Source organism: Kitasatospora sp. Xyl93 (genome assembly GCF_055383135.1).
Genome location: NZ_AP029185.1, coordinates 7,711,080 through 7,728,882 on the forward strand (window position 1 = coordinate 7,711,080; position 17,803 = coordinate 7,728,882).

The 17,803-nt window shown below is 73.6% G+C and carries 17 protein-coding genes; 6 read left to right on the forward strand and 11 right to left on the reverse strand.

The features are described 5' to 3' along the window. Positions 1-201: 201 nt before the first annotated feature. The 8 genes from ACZ5GH_RS33490 to ACZ5GH_RS33525 all read right to left on the reverse strand — a co-directional run bounded on the left by ACZ5GH_RS33490 (position 202) and on the right by ACZ5GH_RS33525 (position 8,363). Positions 202-582: a VOC family protein gene (locus tag ACZ5GH_RS33490; protein ID WP_387753267.1), complete on the reverse strand. Its 381-nt coding sequence runs from the start codon at positions 580-582 to the stop codon at positions 202-204. Positions 583-683: 101 nt separating this feature from the next. Further along, positions 684-1,841: a methyltransferase gene (locus tag ACZ5GH_RS33495; RefSeq protein ID WP_464336160.1), complete on the reverse strand. Its 1,158-nt coding sequence runs from the start codon at positions 1,839-1,841 to the stop codon at positions 684-686. A 285-nt stretch (positions 1,842-2,126) separates the two neighbouring features. Then, positions 2,127-3,026, reverse strand: a complete 900-nt coding sequence (locus ACZ5GH_RS33500; RefSeq protein ID WP_387753262.1) for an STM4011 family radical SAM protein — start codon at positions 3,024-3,026, stop codon at positions 2,127-2,129. 11 nt (positions 3,027-3,037) lie between these two features. Further along, the gene (locus tag ACZ5GH_RS33505) at positions 3,038-4,372 is read right to left on the reverse strand and encodes an STM4012 family radical SAM protein (RefSeq protein WP_464336161.1); all 1,335 of its coding nucleotides are present in this window, start codon (positions 4,370-4,372) and stop codon (positions 3,038-3,040) included. Continuing rightward, on the reverse strand, positions 4,369-5,211 hold the full coding sequence (locus ACZ5GH_RS33510) for an STM4013/SEN3800 family hydrolase (RefSeq protein ID WP_464336917.1): 843 nt from the start codon (positions 5,209-5,211) through the stop codon (positions 4,369-4,371). Before ACZ5GH_RS33510 ends, ACZ5GH_RS33505 begins: the two co-directional genes overlap by 4 nt. Positions 5,212-5,240: 29 nt before the next feature. Then, positions 5,241-6,365 (reverse strand): STM4014 family protein, encoded by a 1,125-nt coding sequence (locus ACZ5GH_RS33515; RefSeq protein ID WP_464336162.1) that lies wholly within the window; start codon positions 6,363-6,365, stop codon positions 5,241-5,243. Positions 6,366-6,381: 16 nt separating this feature from the next. After that, positions 6,382-7,311 carry an STM4015 family protein gene (locus ACZ5GH_RS33520; RefSeq protein ID WP_387753253.1) on the reverse strand — a complete coding sequence of 310 codons (930 nt, stop codon included), beginning with the start codon at positions 7,309-7,311 and terminating at the stop codon, positions 6,382-6,384. A gap of 74 nt (positions 7,312-7,385) precedes the next feature. Then, a complete protein-coding gene (locus ACZ5GH_RS33525) occupies positions 7,386-8,363 on the reverse strand; it encodes an STM4015 family protein (RefSeq protein WP_464336163.1) in 978 nt (325 codons plus the stop codon). A 202-nt stretch (positions 8,364-8,565) separates the two neighbouring features. Here ACZ5GH_RS33525 and ACZ5GH_RS33530 point away from each other — a divergent pair, with 202 nt between their 5' ends. The 4 genes from ACZ5GH_RS33530 to ACZ5GH_RS33545 all read left to right on the forward strand — a co-directional run bounded on the left by ACZ5GH_RS33530 (position 8,566) and on the right by ACZ5GH_RS33545 (position 12,339). Continuing rightward, positions 8,566-8,892, forward strand: a complete 327-nt coding sequence (locus ACZ5GH_RS33530; protein WP_387753247.1) for a hypothetical protein — start codon at positions 8,566-8,568, stop codon at positions 8,890-8,892. A gap of 128 nt (positions 8,893-9,020) precedes the next feature. Beyond that, positions 9,021-10,139: a DUF6745 domain-containing protein gene (locus ACZ5GH_RS33535; RefSeq protein WP_387753244.1), complete on the forward strand. Its 1,119-nt coding sequence runs from the start codon at positions 9,021-9,023 to the stop codon at positions 10,137-10,139. A 113-nt stretch (positions 10,140-10,252) separates the two neighbouring features. Then, positions 10,253-11,125 carry a MerR family transcriptional regulator gene (locus tag ACZ5GH_RS33540; RefSeq protein WP_464336164.1) on the forward strand — a complete coding sequence of 291 codons (873 nt, stop codon included), beginning with the start codon at positions 10,253-10,255 and terminating at the stop codon, positions 11,123-11,125. Beyond that, the gene (locus ACZ5GH_RS33545; RefSeq protein WP_464336165.1) at positions 11,122-12,339 is read left to right on the forward strand and encodes a glycosyltransferase; all 1,218 of its coding nucleotides are present in this window, start codon (positions 11,122-11,124) and stop codon (positions 12,337-12,339) included. Before ACZ5GH_RS33540 ends, ACZ5GH_RS33545 begins: the two co-directional genes overlap by 4 nt. Before the next feature lie 217 nt (positions 12,340-12,556). Here ACZ5GH_RS33545 and ACZ5GH_RS33550 read toward each other — a convergent pair whose 3' ends face one another. The 3 genes from ACZ5GH_RS33550 to ACZ5GH_RS33560 all read right to left on the reverse strand — a co-directional run bounded on the left by ACZ5GH_RS33550 (position 12,557) and on the right by ACZ5GH_RS33560 (position 14,760). After that, entirely contained in the window at positions 12,557-13,162 is a 606-nt protein-coding gene (locus ACZ5GH_RS33550; RefSeq protein WP_464336166.1) for a VC0807 family protein, read from the reverse strand. Between the two features lie 29 nt (positions 13,163-13,191). Beyond that, complete coding sequence (locus tag ACZ5GH_RS33555; RefSeq protein ID WP_464336167.1) at positions 13,192-13,848, reverse strand: TetR/AcrR family transcriptional regulator; 657 nt, start codon at positions 13,846-13,848, stop codon at positions 13,192-13,194. 138 nt (positions 13,849-13,986) lie between these two features. Continuing rightward, positions 13,987-14,760, reverse strand: a complete 774-nt coding sequence (locus tag ACZ5GH_RS33560) for a class I SAM-dependent methyltransferase (protein WP_464336168.1) — start codon at positions 14,758-14,760, stop codon at positions 13,987-13,989. A 168-nt stretch (positions 14,761-14,928) separates the two neighbouring features. On the opposite strand from ACZ5GH_RS33560, the gene ACZ5GH_RS33565 reads away from it, so the two are divergent. Then, on the forward strand, positions 14,929-15,522 hold the full coding sequence (locus ACZ5GH_RS33565) for a DinB family protein (RefSeq protein ID WP_387757076.1): 594 nt from the start codon (positions 14,929-14,931) through the stop codon (positions 15,520-15,522). Positions 15,523-15,832: 310 nt separating this feature from the next. Then, positions 15,833-17,620: a S8 family peptidase gene (locus ACZ5GH_RS33570; protein ID WP_464336918.1), complete on the forward strand. Its 1,788-nt coding sequence runs from the start codon at positions 15,833-15,835 to the stop codon at positions 17,618-17,620. Positions 17,621-17,803 lie beyond the last annotated feature (183 nt).

The following is a 17,803-nucleotide window of genomic DNA, read 5'->3' on the forward strand; positions in this document are numbered from 1 at the left end:
GGCACCAACCCGGTCACCACCCGGCAACCCGCCGGCACCTGCCACCGCTGCCCGGCCGCTCCTCGTTGAGCGTGCCGGGCAGCGGCGCCGCCTCCGAAGAACGCGGCGCGGTGGGTGAGATGGGCGGTGTACCGAGGTGCCGGGCCGGCCGACGGACGGGTTCCGGGGAACGCCCGCCGGCCGGCCCGGCCGGCGGGACGGCTACTGGTCGACCCGCTGGGCCACGCAGATGATGTTGCCCTCGCTGTCCTTGAACCAGGCCGCGCGCATGCCCTCGCCCTCGGCGACGCCGTTGACGGTCTGCAGACCGGGGAAGTCGTACTCCTCGAAGGTGATGCCGCGGCCGCGGAGGGCAGCCATCTCGCCGTCGAGGTCGGTGACCTTGAAGCTGGCGAGGGTGTGGGCGGCCTGTCCGCCGCTGGGCGTGCGGTAGACGGTGAACTGGGTGCCGCCGCTGTCGCAGGCGAACTCCTCCTCACCTTCCTCGGTGAGCTTGAGGCCGAGGGTGTCGGTGTAGAAGGCCTTGGCGCGGGCGAGATCGGTGGCGGGGATGACCGCTTGCAGTGGAGCGTCTCCAAGCATGGTGTTTCGCCTCCTCCTTCTCACCAGGCTAGGGACGTGCGGGCCGTGTCGCCCGGTGGGCGTGCGGCTGCTTCGGGCCGTGTGCGGCAGGTCGCGTGGAGTCATGCGGGGGCCAGCCTCCAGAGCGAGGTGACCTCGGCGGCGCGGGCGGCGCGGAGGAGGGGGTCGGCCCCTTCGGGGGTGGTGGCCCGGGGGTGGCGGGGGACGGTGTCAAGGCGGCCGGTGACGCGCAGACCGGCTCCGGCGACGGCGTCGAGCAGGTCGGCGCGGGACCTCAGGCCGAGGTGTTCGGCGAGGTCGGAGAGGACGAGCCAGCCCTCGCCGCCGGACAGCAGGCGGCCGGCCAGAGCGTCGAGGAAGCCGTGGAGCATACGGCTGTCGAGGTCGTAGACCCCCTCGTCGAGGGCGGAGCTCGGTCGGCCGGGCAACCACGGAGGATTGCACACGACCAGGGCGGCCCGGTCGTGGCCGGGCGGGTAGAGCCCGGTGCCGGCGGTCTCGATGCGGCGGGCGAGGCCGAGCCGGTGGGCGTTGTCGTGGGCGCAGGCGAGGGCGCGCGGGTTGGCGTCGGTGACCAGGACCTTGCGCAGGCCGCGCCGGGCGAGGAGCGCGGCGAGCACGCCCGTGCCGGTGCCGAGGTCGTAGGCGGTGGAGTGGGTCCGGGCGGCCGGCGGCAACGGCGCCCGGGCGACGAGGTCGACGTACTCGCCGCGAACGGGTGAGAAGACCCCGTAGTGGGGGTGGATGCGGGCGCCGAGGGCCGGGACCTCGACGCCCCTGAGGCGCCACTGGTGGGCGCCGATCACCCCGAGGAGTTCGCGCAGGGACACGATTCTGTTGTCAAGGAGCGGTCCGTAGGCCGCCAGGCAGGACTCTCGGACGTCGGGCGCCCGGTGGAGCCGGACGCGGTGATCCGCACCGAGCGGTACCAACAGCATGCCCAGGACGCGTGCGAGGCGGGCGCGCTCCCGTCGGTGCCGACGGAAGGCCTCGGCGGGTGAGGCGGGCGCGGATCGGGGTTGGCGCCGCTCGGCGCGGCGGCGCATGGCGTGCAGGAGGTGGAGCGCGCCGGGGTAGTCGCCCTGCCAGAGCAGAGCGGTGCCCTCGCAGGCCAACCGGTAGGCGGCCTCGGCGCGAAGGGTGTCGTCGGCGGCGATCAGGCGACGCGGCGGGGGCGTGCCGTTCTCGCTGTGCCAGGGTGCGGGCAGGGCGAAGAGGGTGGGCAGGGTGACGGTACTGGGCCGGTGGGTGTCGGACACCGGGGCTCCTCGTGGTCGAACGTGCAAGGGGGCACGAAGAGCACTTCGACGAGGAGTGAGCAGCAGGCGCGTCGGGCGACGGCGCCGCCGGGACGGCGGGCGCGGGCGTCAGGCCGGGTGCGGCTCACGCGTCGAAGCGCGAGCCGGGGTGTCACCGAGTACGAGGCCCGGCACGACCGCGAGCCGTATGCCACTGATCATCTGCGGGCCTCCCTTCCGAACGAGCTGGTCCTGCGCGGTTGTTCGTACGCTTTCACACAGAGTGGCCGGTAGGCAACCGATTTATCACCGCCCCCCTGGCCAGCCGTGCGGCACGCGCTCCAGCACTCCCGCCCCGAATAGCTCGTACAGCGGCAGGGTCTCCAGGTGGACGTAGCCGATGTGACAGTCGCAGACCGGCAACGGGCAGGCGCGCGGCCCGAGTTGGGTGCGGTAGCTGCCGTCGTAGAGGTTGCCGAGGACGTCGCGGACGAAGTGGCAGCGGCGTACGGTGCCGTCGCCGTCCACCGACAGCACGGACTCCCCGGTGCGGCACGGCAGCCCGGCACTGGGATGGGCGTGCCGGCTGTAGCCGAAGTGCGGATCGAGGGCCGTCCATTGGGCGGCTTCGGCGTCCGTGTAGTCGAGGCCCTCGGCGGCGTTGACCCACAGGTAGACGTCCCCCGCGAGTTCGGCGCGCAGCCGACGGGCCTCCGCGAGGTGCTCGGGTTGGCCGACCACGCCCACGCTGTAGCGCACGCCGAGTGCGTCCAGCTCGCGGCACTTGGCGAGGAACCGGTCGCGGGAGACCTGGCCGGGGTGGAAGGTGACCCAGAGGGCGAGGGCGTCGAGGTCCGCGTCGGCGAGCCAGCCCGTGCGGCAGCTGAGGTTGGTCTGGATCGCGACGCGGCGGACGTGCGGCAGGAGGCTCAGCTCGACCAGGGCGCGGCGGTACCAGGACCGCACCAGACCCTCGCCCCACGGGGTGAACAGCAGTGACAGGGTGTCGCCGGTGCCCGCGCGCCCGGCGGCCCAGCCGGTGAAGCGCTCCAAGGCGGCCCGGTCGGCCCGCAGCTGCTCGGGGCTGTCGCGCCGCTTGGCGAACGGGCAGTAGGGGCAGTCGTAGTCGCAGGACGCGAGCGGCCCGCGGTAGAGCAGGGTGAGGTGCCGCGCGCCGTCCTCCGGCAGCGGTGGGCCGGAGGGCATGCCGAGGAAGGTCATTTCGCCTCGTACGCCGCCATCAGGGCCCCGACCTCGGGCGAGAAGAGCATCGGCCCGACGGCGTCGGAGTGCGCCAGCCCCTCGGGGCTGAGCCGCAGGTACTCCGGGTCGCCCCCGGCGAGCCAGCCGCGCTCGGCGAACTCGGCCAGCTCCGCCCGGAAGTCCTCGGCCGGTGAACCGCCGAACCGGGCTCGGTAGTCCGCCAGCGGCAGGCCCTCGGCCTGGAGCAGCGACTGCAGCAGGTGGCGCCGGCGCGGCTCCGCGCCGCCCATCCAGTGGCCCACCTCGGCCCGGTGGAAGTCCTCGGTGGCGACGTAGTCGTCGATGATGCCGCGCACCTCGGTGGCGTTCACCGCGTAGTCGAAGGAGTAGTGCAGCCGCGAGGTGTAGGAGCGGGCGCCGCAGCCCAGGCCGACCATGCCGTCGGTCTGGCAGGCGTACTCGCCCGCCCCGGCCTGCGGGGAGGCCGCGCGGCGGAACATCCGCATCGACACCTGCTGGTAGCCGTGGGCGAGCAGGTGGTCGCGGCCGGCCCGGTAGAGCGCGAGCCGGCGCGCGTCCCAGGCGGGCCGGCTCTCCTGCTCGCCGCGCCGGGCCAGACCGGTCAGCGGGCGGACGTACAGCGGGTAGAGGTACAGCTCCTCGGGCTGCCAGGCGAGCGCGGTGTCCAGCGAGCGGAGCCAGCTGCTCTCCGTCTGGCCGTCGATGCCGTAGATGAGGTCGATGTTGAGCACCGGGAACCCGGCCGCGCGGATCCGGCCGAGGGCGGCCTCCACTTCGGCCCGCTTCTGCGGGCGCACGGCGGAACGCGCCTCGGCGTCGTCGAAGGACTGCACGCCCAGGCTCAGCCGGGTGGTGCCCCGGGCGGCCAGCACCTCCAGCCGGTCGGCGGTCGCGGTGGCGGGTGAGGCCTCCACCGAGAGCGGTACCGCCTGCAGGTCGGCGCCCATCCGCCGCTCGGCGATGTCGCACAGCCGCTCCAGCTCACCGGCCGTCAGATAGGTGGGCGTGCCGCCGCCGAACGCGGCCAGCGCGAACCGCGCGCCCTCGTCCAGCGCCGAGCGCACCGCCGTGGCCTGCCGGTCCAGGGCGTCCAGGTAGGCCGTGGTCAGGCCGTCGGGGCTGCCGATCCGGGTGAACAGGTTGCAGAAGCCGCAGCGGACCTCGCAGAACGGGATGTGCAGGTAGAGCGAGAGCGCGTGTTGGGCCTCGCCTGCCCACAGCTCGCGCAGCGGCGGGCGCTCGGGCAGCGGGCGGTACGCCGTCTTGTGCGGGTACGCGTAGACGTACGACTGGTACGGCGAGTCCGGGCGCGGGGGTGCGGTGGTCATGCGCGCTCCTTGGAGGTCGCGGGGGCGTCCGCCGCTCGGGCGGGGAGGGTGAAGTGCGCGTACGGGACCGTCCAGACCACCTCGTGGCCGATCCGGTGCCCGGTGTAGCCGTCCTCGCCGTAGGCGGTGCCGTGGTCGGAGCAGACGACCGCGAAGCAGGGACGGCGGGCGCTCATCGCGGCGAACAGCCGGCCGATGTGCGCGTCCACGTACTCCAGGGCGGCGGCGTGACTGGCCCGGGAGTCCCCGTGCTCGCGGGTGGCGCCCGGCAGGTGGAACCAGTTCGGCTGGTGCAGCGCCGAGACGTTCAGGAAGAGGAACAGCGGCTGGTCGGCGGACTGTTCGGCGGCGACCCGCTCGGCCCGGGCGACCTGCTCCTCGAAGGACGTCGGCGAGGCCACGCCCAGCTCGGGCGCCCAGTGGCTCTCCTGGAAGAGGCCGGGCAGCACCGAGCCCAGCGGGCCCTGCTTGTTGAAGAACCCGACGCCGCCGACGCACACCGTGCGGTACCCGGCCGCGGCCAGCGCCGTCGGCAGGTCGGGGGCGTCGAACACCCAGGTGCGCGGGGCGGTGCTCTCGGAGCCGGCGAAGCGGGCCGCGAACAGGCGCGGATGCGGACCGTCCGGGGTGGCCGGCGTCGGCAGGAAACCGGCCAGGATCGCCTGGTGGGAGGCGTAGGTGAAGCTGCCGGGTGCGTGCCGGCGCTCCCAGCGGCCGCCGGGCAGGACGGCGGCGAGGTTCGGGATGCGGCCGGCGGCGGCCAGCTCCTCGGCGACGTCGAAGCGGAGGGTGTCGAGGGTGACGAGGAGGAGGTCGTGGGTACCGACGACGGCGTTCATGTCGGGGGCCGGGAGGGTGGTCCGGTGGTTCATCGAGCGGGTTCCGTGATCTGGTGGTCCGTCGCCGCGGACGACGACGGGGAATGAGCGGTGAGCGCGGCGAGCTGGGCGCCGTAGGTGTCGAGGCCCTCGGCGGGGCCGTCGGGCAGGCCGGTGAGGTTGGGGAGCAGGTCACCGAAGGCGTTGACCTCGCCGACCAGGGCACGCCGCCAGCCGGCCGTGGGCAGCACGTCGACCCCGACCATCGGCGAGCCGGGGAAGCAGGCCGCCGCGCGCTCGGCCGTTTCCAGCAGGGCCGGCCAGGCCGGCCCTGCGGCCTGACGGACCTGGTCGACGCTGCCCCGGGCGCCGCCGAGGTGCAGGTTGGTCATCGGCTGGGCGCTGGTGCGCACCACGGCGTGGGTGGCCCGGCCGGCGACCACCACCACCCGCAGGTCCGCGGAGCGTCCGGACTGCGAGGCCTTCGGGATCCACTGCTCGACGTGCAGCCCGTCCGGTGCCAGGCCGTCGACGATCGCGGCGACCTCCCGCTCGCTGCGGTAGCGGCGCACCCGCAGCGAGTTGTGCAGCCGGCCGTCGGCCAGTTCCACCGAGGTGGTGGCCTGCAGCCGACCGTGCGGCCCGAACTCCAGGGCCATCACCCCGGAGGCGGAAGAGCCGTGCGCGGGTTTGACGAAGACCCGGTGCAGGCCGGCCTCGGCGAGGCGCTCGCGCAGGTGCTCCCAGCCGGTGACCTCGCCGCCGAGCGCCCTGGGCACCGGCACCCCGGCCCCGGCGAGCAGCGCGTGCGCCCGGCGCTTGTCGAACATCACGGCGACCTCCTCCGGATCGCCGAGCAGCCGTACCCCGGGCCGGGCGGCCAGCGCGCGCAGCGCGGCCATGACCCCCGCGTACCAGACGGCCGTGCCCTCGACCCTGGTCGGCGCGTAGCCGGGGCCGAGCGCCGGGCCGCGCAGCAGGCGGTCGACCTCCGGCTCCTCGCCGGGTGACTCGATGCGCAGCAGTCCGCCCTCGGGCAGCCGGTACCGGCCGCGCAGCACGTCCAGCCAGGGCAGCACGGCGGGCTCCGGCAGCCCGGCGGCCCGGGCGGCGGCGGCGAACAGTGTCACCCGCCGGTGCCCGGGGTTGCCGAGGACGGTCAGCCGCAAAGTCATCGCCTCCGCCGCCCGCCTACTCGGCGACCGAGACGTAGCGGTCGTCCTCGTCGTCCATGGCACCCTCGGCCTCGTCGAGGTCGACCTCGACACCCGGCAGGGCAGCGCTCAGCCGCTCCATCATCGCGTCGCTCAGGTAGTGGTGGTGCAGGTCGAGGGAGCGCAGGTGGGTGAGCGGCTGGCCCTCCAACAGGGCGGTGGCACCCTCGTCGGAGAGCATGCCCATGGAGAGGTCGAGCGACTCCAGCCGGGCCACCACCGGGGCGTGGGCGACGGCGGCGGCGATCTCGTCCTGGAGTTCGCTGTTGGCCAGCCCGAGGTGGCGCAGCTTCGGCAGTCGGGAGCCGTCCAGGAACGGTGCGAGGTCGTCCAGCGACGCGTCACCGCCGTACTCGTCCACACCGAGCCAGAGGCTCAGGCGCTCCAGCGCGGGCAGTTCGGAGCCGGCCACCGCGCGAACCACGGTGGCCGGAAGGCCGCCGGACTCGAAGCGCAGGCTGGTCAAGCGGTCGTGCCGCACCGGCTCCAGGGCGAGGTCCATGCCGCCGCGCACGGCCAGCGACCTCAGCCCGGGGAAGGCGGTCAGCAGCGGCGTGACGTCGTCCATCTCCAGCCAGGAGATCTCGCACTCGTCGAAGGTCACCTCGCCGAGGAACAGCGCCTCCAGCGCGGGCAGGCGCGGCGCTGCGGCGGTGATGGCCTCGATCACGGGGTGGACGGACGTGTAGCCGTCCTGCCACCAGGCGCCGACCACCACGGCGCGCACGCCGGCCGGGTCGACCCTCTCCAGGAACGACTGCCAGAGCTGGACGAAGTCCTGCTCGGAGCCGTACTCGAGGGACAGCCGCCAGGCGACGGCGCCCGCGTCGGGACGCGGCCGGTCGTCGGGCGTGAACTCGTGGATCGGCAGCTCGTGGAAGCGTTCCAGGTGGCGGGAGACGGCCATGTCGGATCCTGGTGGGTCGAGTGGTCGGACGGGTGGACGGTGCGGGTCGCTCTGGGTGGTGCGGGAGGTGACGGCTACTCGGCCACGGCCACGTAGCGCCACTGGTCGCCGGGCTTGCCGGGCTGGGAGAGGTCGACCTCCACCCCGGCCAGGGCCTGGCGCAGGCGCTGCCGCACCTCCTCGGTGATGTAGTGGTGGTGGAGGTCGAGGGAGCGCAGGTGGGTGAGCGGCTGGCCCTCCAGCAGGGCGGTGGCGCCCTGGTCGGTCAGCACGCCCATGGAGAGGTTGAGCGACTCCAGCCGGGCGACGACGGGCGCGTGCGCCACGGCGGCCGCGATGTCGTCCTGGAACTCGCTGTTCTGCAGGCCGAGGTGGCGCAGCGCGGGGAAGCGGGTGCCGTCCAGGAAGGGCGTCAAGTCGGCCATCGTCGCGTCGCCGCCGTAGTTCTCCACGCCGAGCCAGAGCTCCAGCCGCTCCAGGGCCGGGAAGTCGCAGCCCGCCACCGAGCGCACGACCGAGCCCGGCAGCCCGCCGGCCTCGAAGCGCAGCGCCTTGAGATCCTCGTGCCGCAGCGGCTCCAACGCCAGACCGCCGTTGCCGTCCCAGTCCTCGGACGCGCCGCGCACCACCAGCTCGGCCAGCCGCGGGAAGGCCTTCAGCAGCGGCGTGATGTCGCACTGCTGGATCCAGGAGATCTCGCACTCCTCGTAGGTGATGTCGCCGACGAACAGGGCGCGCAGCGCGGGCAGCCGGCCGGCGGCGGCGATGATCGCCTCCATCGGCTCCTGGAAGCCGTCCGGCTCCTCCGGCGCCCACTGGCCGATCACCAGGGCGGTGACCCGCTCGGTGTCGACGGCGTCGAGGAACTGCTCCCAGCGCTCGACGAACGTCGCCTCGGACTCGTAGTCGAGCTTGATCCGCCAGGCGACCGACGCGGCGTCGGGCAGCCGGACGGCGCCGGATCCGCCCTTCTCGGCGGCCTCCTCCAAGGCCTCCACGAAGTCGAAGACGGGAAGACCGTGGAACCGCTCGACGTGGGCGTTGACACTCATGCGCTGCTCCCTCTGGGGTCTGGACCGAACAACTGTCTACCAGCAGGGACTGACAATCCGGTGGCCGGGTCGCCGCCCGGGCGCATTGTCAGACCCTTGCCCTATGTTCGGGTCCTGGCTCCGGAGAGTGACCGCGGCAGGTGCGGCGGAGCCGTGGGTTCCGGCGTCCGCCGGGGTCCGGCCGTACGGCGAGGGAGGACTGATGTACCGCCAGGGCGATGTACTGATCGTGCCGGTCGAGGAGGACGCGGTCCCGCCGCGGGTGGCCGAACTGGCCGTGCAGCCCCGGGACGCGCGGGGTCGGATGGTGCTCGCGCTCGGCGAGGTCACCGGGCACGCCCACGCCGTGGTCGGCCCCGGCGAGCTGCGCCGCGAGACCGGGCCGTTCGGCGCGGGCTGGCTGCACCTGCCCGAGGGCGGCCGGGTGGTGCACGAGGAGCACGCCGCGATACCGCTGCCCCGGGGCTGGTACCGGGTGGTCCGCCAGCGCGAGTACGTGCCGGGCGCGGTGCGGGTGGTGGCGGACTGACGACGGCTCCGCCCGCCGTACGGGGGTCGGCGGGCGGGTGCGGACACGACGGCACGGCGCGGCCGGGGCCGAGGCACGGAACGGGAACGGACGGCCGGGTGGGGAGCCCGGCCGGGAACGGAGCAGGGATGGAGACGGTGTTCCACCACGAGGTCCACGCCGACCGGACGGAGGCACCGGCGCTGCCCGGGCCGGCCGAGGTCACGGCCCGCTGGCGGGCGGCCGCGGCCGCCACCGGGGCCGCCGACCGGGCGGCGGCCGAGCGCGCCGTCCGGGCCGCGTACCGGGCGGCCGGGCTGCCCGAGCCCGCGGCCGTCCGCTGGTTCGGCTCGCCGCTCGCCGCGACCGAGGCGGCGCTGGCGCTGCGGGCCGCCGGTGCGGAGAGCGTGCGCGAGGCCGTGCGCACCGGGCCGTGGGAGGAGGCCAGGCGACGGGCCGTCGAACAGGTCGGTGCCGTGGGGTGGGCGGGCCACTGGGCGCTGACCGGCGGTGAGCTCGGCCCGGTCACCACCGCGCTCGCCGACCGGCTGCGCAACGCGGTGCTCGACCGGCTCGCCCCCGAGGCCGACCGGGAGGAGGACGCGGCCGTGGCCGAGGACGCCCGGGCCCGGCGCACCACCGTCCGGCTCGCCCTGCTGGACGCCGTGCGCGGTCAGCACGACGCGCCGTGGTTCGCCGCCTTCGAGGCCGCCGGGCCGAGCGCCGACGCCGTCGCACCGCTCGCCGAGCTGGCCCGGGAGGTCGGCTGGTGGTGGCCGTACCGGGACGTCGCGCTGCTCAGCGAGCGGCCGACCGCCCTGCACCGCGACGAGGCCGGACGGCTCGACCGGGCGGACGGCCCGGCGCTGGAGTACGCCGACGGCTTCGCGCTGCACGCCTGGCGCGGCATGCCCGTGCCGGCCGAGTTCCTGGCCGGCCTCGCCGGGGTGACGGCCGAGCGGATCCGCACCGAGGAGAACGCCGAACTGCGCCGCGTCCTGCTGGAGCACTACGGCTACGAGCGCTACCTGGCCGACTCCGGCGCCGAGCCCGTCCACCGCGACGAGACCGGGGTGCTGTGGCGGATCGTCCTGCCCGACGACGAGCCGGTGGTGATGGTCGAGGTGGTCAACTCCACCCCCGAGCCGGACGGCACCCACCGCACCTACTGGCTGCGCGTCCCGCCGAGCACCCGCACCGCGCGAGCCGGGGTCGCCTGGACCTTCGGCATACCCGAGAGCGCCTACCACCCGCAGCGCGAGACCTGACCGGGGTGCCTCCCGGCATCCGGAGCAGGCCCCCGGGCTGCGCGTGTTGACCCTCACCCCACGTCAGGCCGCACGGTGGGGCGCAGTGAACGCACGGATGATCGGAGGGACGCATGAGCTGGTCGGTGGGCCAGGTCTCCGGCTTCGCCGGAGTCACGATCCGGACCCTGCACTACTACGACCGGTCCGGTCTGCTCTCGCCCAGTGAGCGCAGCCCGGCCGGCTACCGGCTCTACAACGGCGCGGACCTCGCCAAGCTCCAGCAGATCCTCTTCTACCGGGAACTCGGCTTCCCGCTCGACGAGATCGCCGACATCCTGGCGGATTCGCAGGCCAACGCGCTCGACCACCTGCTGGCGAGACGACAGGCCCTGACCGAGCAGATCGGCCGCCTGCAGAAGCTGGTCGTCGTCGCCGAGCGGGCCATCGAGGTGCAGCGCACCGGGGTCGAGCTGACCCCGGAGGAGCGCTTCGAGGTCTTCGGGGACGTGGTCTTCGACCTCAGCTACGCGGCCGACGCCCACCTCAAGTGGGGCGAGCGGGACAGCCACCAGGAGGCCCTGGCCCGCGCCGCCACCCACTCCAAGGAGGACTGGCAGCAGCTGATGGCGGAGGCGGCGGAGTGGCGGGTCCGGCTGCTGGAGGCCTTCGACGAGGGGCTGCCGGTCGACCACCGGACGGTGCTCGACCTCGCCGAGGAGCACCGGCAGCACATCACCCGGTGGTTCACGCCCTGCCCGCCGGAGATGCACGGCCGGATCGCCGACGACTACGAGGCGGACGCCCGCGCCTTCGCCCTCGTCGTCCCGCCGGCCGAGCAACGCCCCGGCCTGGCCGGCTACCTCCGCGCGGCCGTCGGCGCCAACGCCGAACGGCAGGAAGCCGAACGGCGCGACACCGAGCAGCAAGACGCCGAGCGGCGCGGCACTGAGCAGCAGGACGCCGAGCGGCACAACGAGAGCGACGTCGCCGGGGTGACCCGATGAGGATCCTCGTCACGGCCGCCGGATCGCACGGCGACGTCGCCCCCTACACCGGTCTCGGGGCGCGGCTGCGCGACGCGGGGCACGAGGTCGCTCTCGCGGCGCCCGAGGCCTTCCGCGGGCTGGTCGCCGACAGCGGCCTCGACTTCCGCCCGCTCCCGGTCGACCCGCGCGGGGCGGGCACCGGGTCGGCCGGTGGGCGCTCCGAACTGCTCGCACGGGCCGCGGTGTTCATCGGGCAGCTCGGCGACGCGCTCGCGGACGCTGCCGTACCCGGAGCCGATCTGCTCCTGCTCAGCACCACCACCGCACCGCTGGGCTGGCACCTCGCGGAGGCGATGGAGGTCCCCGGCATGGGGGTCTACCTGCAACCCACGCTGCCGACGCGGGAGTTCCCTCCGGTCGTCGGGGGCGGCCGCTCGCTCGGAAGCTGGGGCAATCGGGCGGCGGGGGCGCTCGGTCAGCGGGTCGTCGACCGTCTGCACGCGGAGGCCGCACGCCGGTTGCGGTCGCGGCTGGGCCTTCCGGCGATCTCCCAGACCGCGCGACGGCGGGCCGTGGAGCGGGCGAACTGGCCGGTGCTGCACGGCTTCAGTCCGACCGTCGTGCCGCGCCCGACCGACTGGCGGGAGGGGCTGCGGGTGGTCGGCAACTGGTGGCCGCACGTGGCGGAGGACTACTGCCTCCCGGCCGAGGTCGAGGACTTCCTCCGGGCCGGGCCGCCGCCGGTGTTCATCGGCTTCGGCAGCATGGCGGCGGGCCAGGGCCGGCGGCTGAGCGCCCTGGCGGTGGAGGCCCTGCGGTGGGCGGGCGTCCGGGGCGTGGTGCAGGCCGGCTGGGCCGGGATCGCCGGCGAGGGCGACGACGTGCTGACGGTCGGCGAACTGCCGCACGCCCGGCTGTTCCCGCACATGGCGGCCGTCGTCCACCACGCGGGCGCGGGCACGGCGGCTGCGGCACTGCGCGCGGGCGTGCCGAGCGTCCCGGTGCCGGTGACGGCGGACCAGCCGTTCTGGGCCGAGCGACTCACCCGGCTCGGTGCCGCCACCGCTCCGATTCCTTTCGCCGGCCTGACCGCCGACCGGCTGGCGGAGGCCGTCCGTCAGACCGTCGAGGGGCGGCGGCTGCGGGAACGGGCGCAGGAGGCGGCCCGCGCGATGGCGAAGGAGGACGGCGCGGGCCTGGTCGCGGAGGCGGTGATGGCAATGGGCCGGTAGGGGAGGAGGGGAGCGGCCCGCTGAGGCCTTCAGCGAGGGTCCGCTCCAGCCAGTCGGGCACCGTGGTGCTGCGGAGCTGCTGCGCCATGGGGCGCAGTGGTCGCCGGCGCCTTTGGCGACGGTGAGGACGGTGTGCCGTTCGGGGACAGCGGAGGAGGTGGTTTCGGCGGGCTCGGCTGATCCAGCGGCCCGGTGATCGCGGGTCGGTCCGTTCCGGTCAGGCCCGCAGGCCGTGGCGCTTGGTGTACACGAGGTGGAAGAGGAGCAGCGGCGCGGCGATCACCGGCCAGCTCAGGTTCATGGCGGCCGGGGCGGCGTCGACCGGAAGGAGGTAGGCGAAGGCGACTTGGGCGACGGCGTTGAGCAGGCTGGCGGCGCCCCAGGCCAGGGTGAGCACCCGGAGGCCGCGGCGGAACGCGGCGTCCTGCTCCCAGCGGGCCTCCCAGGCGCGCAGTCCGTCCTCGCCCGTCTTGGCCCGTACGAAGTTGCGGAAGACCACCAGCAGGGCCGGGCGGCCGTAGCCGACGGAGGCCAGCAGCCAGACGCCGAGGAGTCCGCCGAGCATGCCCGTCCAGGCTTCGCGGATCAGCAGGGTACGCGGGTCGCCGGTGAGCGCGGAGAGCACCACACCGAGGAGGATCATGCTCAGGACCAGCAGGGCCAGGAAGTCGACGCGACGGGTGCGGACCAGCCGTACGACCACGGTGACGGCGGGTACGGCGGCGGACCAGAGCAGGCACCACCACTGGTCCAGGCCCGCCGCGCGCAGCCCGTAGTAGACGGCGAGCGGCAGGCCGAGGTCGATCAGCAGTGGTAACAGCACGGCGGTTCGGCGTGGGGTGGCGTGGACGGTCACTTCGCCTCCTCGTTCCTGGTCGCGAGCGCGAAGAGGGTGACCAGCTCGCGCCCGTAGGCGCGGGCGTCGAAGTCGTCTCCGGTGGACAGCCGGTTGGCGGCCGCGTCGATCGAGGCGCGGATCGCCGTGGCCATCGCCCCGGCGTCGAACGGTCGGAAGTCACCGCTGAGCTGCCCGTCCCGTAGGTGCTGCACCAGCAGCGCCACGGGGGTGTCGAAGCCCGCCGAGCTGACCAGCGGGCTTCCGTCCTCCCGGCGGGCGTTGGCGAGGACGTCCACCAGCGCGCGCACCTCGACCGGGTGCTCCGCCAGGAACTCCAGGTTCGCCTCGATGTAGGCGGCCAGTTGTGCGGCCGGTCCGGTACGCGCGTGGATGCGCGGCTGCATGAAGGTCCGCGCCGCCTCCTGGACGGTGTCGACGAGGGCCTGGAAGAGGTCCTCCTTGTCCTGGAAGTGGTACGAGATCAGCCGCACGCTGGAGAGCCTCGCCCGCTTGGCGATCTGGGCGAACGAGGCACGGGCGTAGCCGAGTTCGGCGACGGTCTCGATCGTGGCGGCGACGATCTGGGTGCGCCGCGCATCGGTGGTGACGCTCCGGCCGGAGCCGCGGGCCGACGGGGGAGCGGCGGGGGCCGGGTCAGGTTTTACTCGCATGAGTAAAAATTAACATGCATCGGCAAAATCACGGGCGCCAAAAGCCGTGCCAACGGCCGTCAAGACGTCGGTGACCGGGGCTGGGGGCCGGCGGGAGGAGATCGGGAGGTAAGAAGGGGAGGGGCAGGAGGTGGGACGTCAGGGCGCCCGGGCGATCAGGACGGGCTGGACGAAGCCGGTGCCGGCGGGCTGCTCCCAGTGGATACCGGCCAGGCCGGCCTCGGTGGCGAAGGCGCTCAACTGCTCCTGGATGAGCGCCCAGTAGGTGGAGCGTCGGACGGAGACCTGCCACTCACCGCTCGTGTCCGGCAGGAGCTGGAAGAGTTCCAGGTCGTACCGCTCGCCGTCCTCGTGCCACTGCCAGAGCTGGAAGGCGACCGACCGTCGGCCGCCGTGCTCGGCGGTCTGCGGCGCGGTGGAGGCGGGCCGGGCGCGGCGCAGCTCGTCGTACGGGCGGGTGGTGACCAGCAGCAGTCTGCCCGGGCGCAGGACCCGCCGCATCTCACCGAGCGCGGTGCGGACGTCCTCGGCCGTGAGGAGGTGGGGCAGTGTGTTGTCGGCGCAGACCACGACGTCGAACCGGCCGTCCGGGAAGGGGAGTTCCCGCATGTCGGCTGCCGCGGCGGGCAGCCGGAGGCCGCGTTCGGCGGCCTCGGCGGCGGCGCGGGCGACGGCGACCGGGCTGAGGTCGGTGCCGGTGACGCGGTGGCCGAGCGCGGCCAGGCCGATCGCCTGGGTGCCGATGCCGCAGGCGCAGTCCAGAACCTCGGCGGGGCGGTCGCCGAGGTCCGTGCGGATCAGGGCGTCCAGCGCGGCGCCCTGATGGGCGAGCGAGGCGTTCCAGTCGCTGTAGAGGAGGTGGTAGTCGTCGGCGAAATCGTCGTAGAAGCGACCGAGGGAGGACTGGGTCATGGCGGCGGGGTCTCCACGGAGCGTCGGCGGAGCGGGCGGAAGAAGAGGACGTCAGGTCGGGGGGACGGAGAACGGCGGGTGCCGGACCCGGTGAGCGGGCCGACGCATCCGGGGAGGGTCGGCAAACTCACGCGACCGTGGTCGGCCGGTGGTGGGAGACTCACGCCCATGAAGCCCAATGATCCCAAGGACGACCTGCACCGCTACCTGAAGGCAGCCCGCGAAGCCGTTGTCTGGAAGCTCGAAGGACTGTCGGAGTACGACATCCGCCGCCCCCTGACGCCGACCGGTACCAACCTCCTCGGTCTCGTCAAGCACCTCGCCAGCGTCGAGCTCGGGTACTTCGGCCCGACCTTCGGGCGCCCGCACAACGAATCCCTCCCCTGGCACGAGGAGGGTGCCGAGCCCAACTCGGACATGTGGGCGCCCGCGGACGAGTCGCGCGAGGAGGTTCTCAGCCTCTACCGTCGTGCCTGGGCGCACGCGGACGCGACGATCGAAGCGCTCCCGCTCGACGCGATGGGCCACGTCGAGTGGTGGGGCGACGACGGAGACGTGACGCTTCAGCGGATCATGCTGCACATGACGGCCGAGACCAACCGGCACGCCGGCCACGCCGACATCGTCCGCGAGCTGATCGACGGCAAGGTCGGCATGAGGCAGGAGAACAGCAACATGGACGGCGGCGACGAGGCGTGGTACCAGGCTTACTGGAACCGACTGGAGGCGTCCGCCAAGGAGGCCCAGGCCAAGCAGGGCTGAGGTCGTTCGGGGAGGTGACCGCCTTGGGAGCCTTGTTGTCGGCTGCCTCCCCACACTCCTCGCACAGGGGTGGCGCCGGTTCCGGACGTTGACCTCGCCCGAGATGCGGGGGCCCCGCGACATCAAAACGTAACGCTTCCATGAGAAGTCGTCAGGCGTAAAGCCTTCCCCAAGTCCTGTTTAATCTGGCATGTTTCCTTCAATTCCCGCGCGATCCCCCTCACGCATGGGACGAATCGGAGGACACGTGTCACCCCTGATATCCCGGCGGCTCGGCCGCCCGGCCGCAGCCCTCGCCGTGCTCTCGGCCATGGCGTTCGCCACCCCCACCGCGTTCGCGACCGCCGCCACCGCTACCACCACCCCCACCGTCCCCGGCGCGGTCTCCGTGCCCGCCGTCCAGGCCCCCGCAGCCCAGGCCCCTGCCGCCCCCGCCGTCGCGGGCACCGCGGCCGGCTGGGCCGCCGGCACCCGGGCCTACCTGGTGATCAGCGCCCCCGCCGACATCGCCGCCGCCAAGGCCGCCGTCGCCGCCAAGGGCGGTACGGTCTTCGCGAGCTACGACGCGATCGGCGTCATCGTCGCCCACTCCACCAGTACCGGCTTCGCCGCCGCGCTGCGCTCCGTCACCGGCATCCAGCAGGTCGGCGCGACCCGCACCTCCGACGTGCCGGCCGACGCCTACAGCCCGGCCCTGCCCGCCAACCCCGCCCAGTCGGCCACCACGCTCACCGAGTCCAACCGATGGGACATGACCCAGATCAAGGCGGACCAGGCCTGGAGCGTCAGCACCGGCTCGCCGACCGTCAAGGTCGGCGTGCTCGACACCGGCGTGGACGACCAGCACCAGGACATCGCGCCGAACTTCGACGCTGCCGACTCGGTCTCCTGCGCGTACGGCAAGCCCGACACCCGCAGCGGCGCCTGGCGGGACGTGGACACCCACGGCACCCACGTCGCCGGGACCATCGCGGCCGCGAAGAACGGCAAGGGCGTCATCGGCGTCGCGCCGGGCGTGAAGGTCGCCTCCGTCCGGATCGCCGAGCCGACCAGCACCCTGTTCTTCGCCGAGAACACCGTCTGCGGCTTCGTCTGGGCCGGTGACCACGGCTTCAAGGTCACCAACAACAGCTACTACACCGACCCGTGGCAGTTCAACTGCCCGGACGACCTCGACCAGGCGGCCCTCATCGAGGGCGTCAAGCGCGCCCAGGAGTACGCCGAGGGCAAGGGCTCGCTCCAGGTCGCCGCGGCCGGCAACTCCGACTACGACCTGGCGAACAAGACCACCGACACGGCGAGCCCGAACGACTCCACCCCGACCACCCGCACCATCAGCAACGCCTGCCTCGACATCCCCACCGAACTTCCGGGCGTGGTGACCGTCGCTGCCATGGGCAGCGGCAGCGGCAAGGCCTCCTACTCCAACTTCGGACGGGGCGTCATCGATGTCGCGGCGCCCGGCGGCGACGGTGCCACCGGCGTCTACTCGACCCTGCCCGGCGGCAAGTACGGCACCAAGAGCGGCACCTCGATGGCGTCCCCGCACGTCACCGGCGTCGCCGCGCTGATCGCCAGTGCCGACCCCTCGCTCACCCCGGCCGACATCCGGTCCCGGCTGGCGAGCCAGGCCAACGACCTGGCCTGCCCCGCCTCCGACAGCCGCTGCACCGGTACCACCGCCAACAACGCCTTCTTCGGCGAGGGCCAGGTCGACGCCCTGAAGGCCGTCGGCGGCGGCACCCCGCCCACCGGCAAGTACTTCGAGAACACCGCCGACGTGGCGATCGCCGACAACACCACGGTGGAGAGCCCGCTCACCGTCACCGGCGTCACCGGCAACGCACCCGCGACGCTCAAGGTCGGCGTGGACATCAAGCACACCTACCGCGGTGACCTGGTCCTCTCCCTCGTCGCCCCGAACGGCACGGTCTACCTCCTGGAGGACTTCCCGAACAGCGACGGCACCGACAACGTGGCCAAGGCCTACACGGTCAACGCCTCGGCGAGTGTGGCGAACGGCACCTGGAAGCTCCGGGTGAAGGACGGTGCCTCCGGCGACACCGGCACGATCGACGCCTGGAACCTCACCTTCTGATCCCGCCGTTCCGGCCGACGCCTGACGCCTGACGCCTGACGCCTGACGCCTGACGCCCGACGCCTGACGCCCGGCGCCTGACGCCCGGCGCCTGACCTCTGACGCCAGATCCCTGATGCCTGACACCCGACCGCGTCGGGTGTCAGGCATCAGGCGTCAGACGGCCGGTACCGCGGGCAGGAC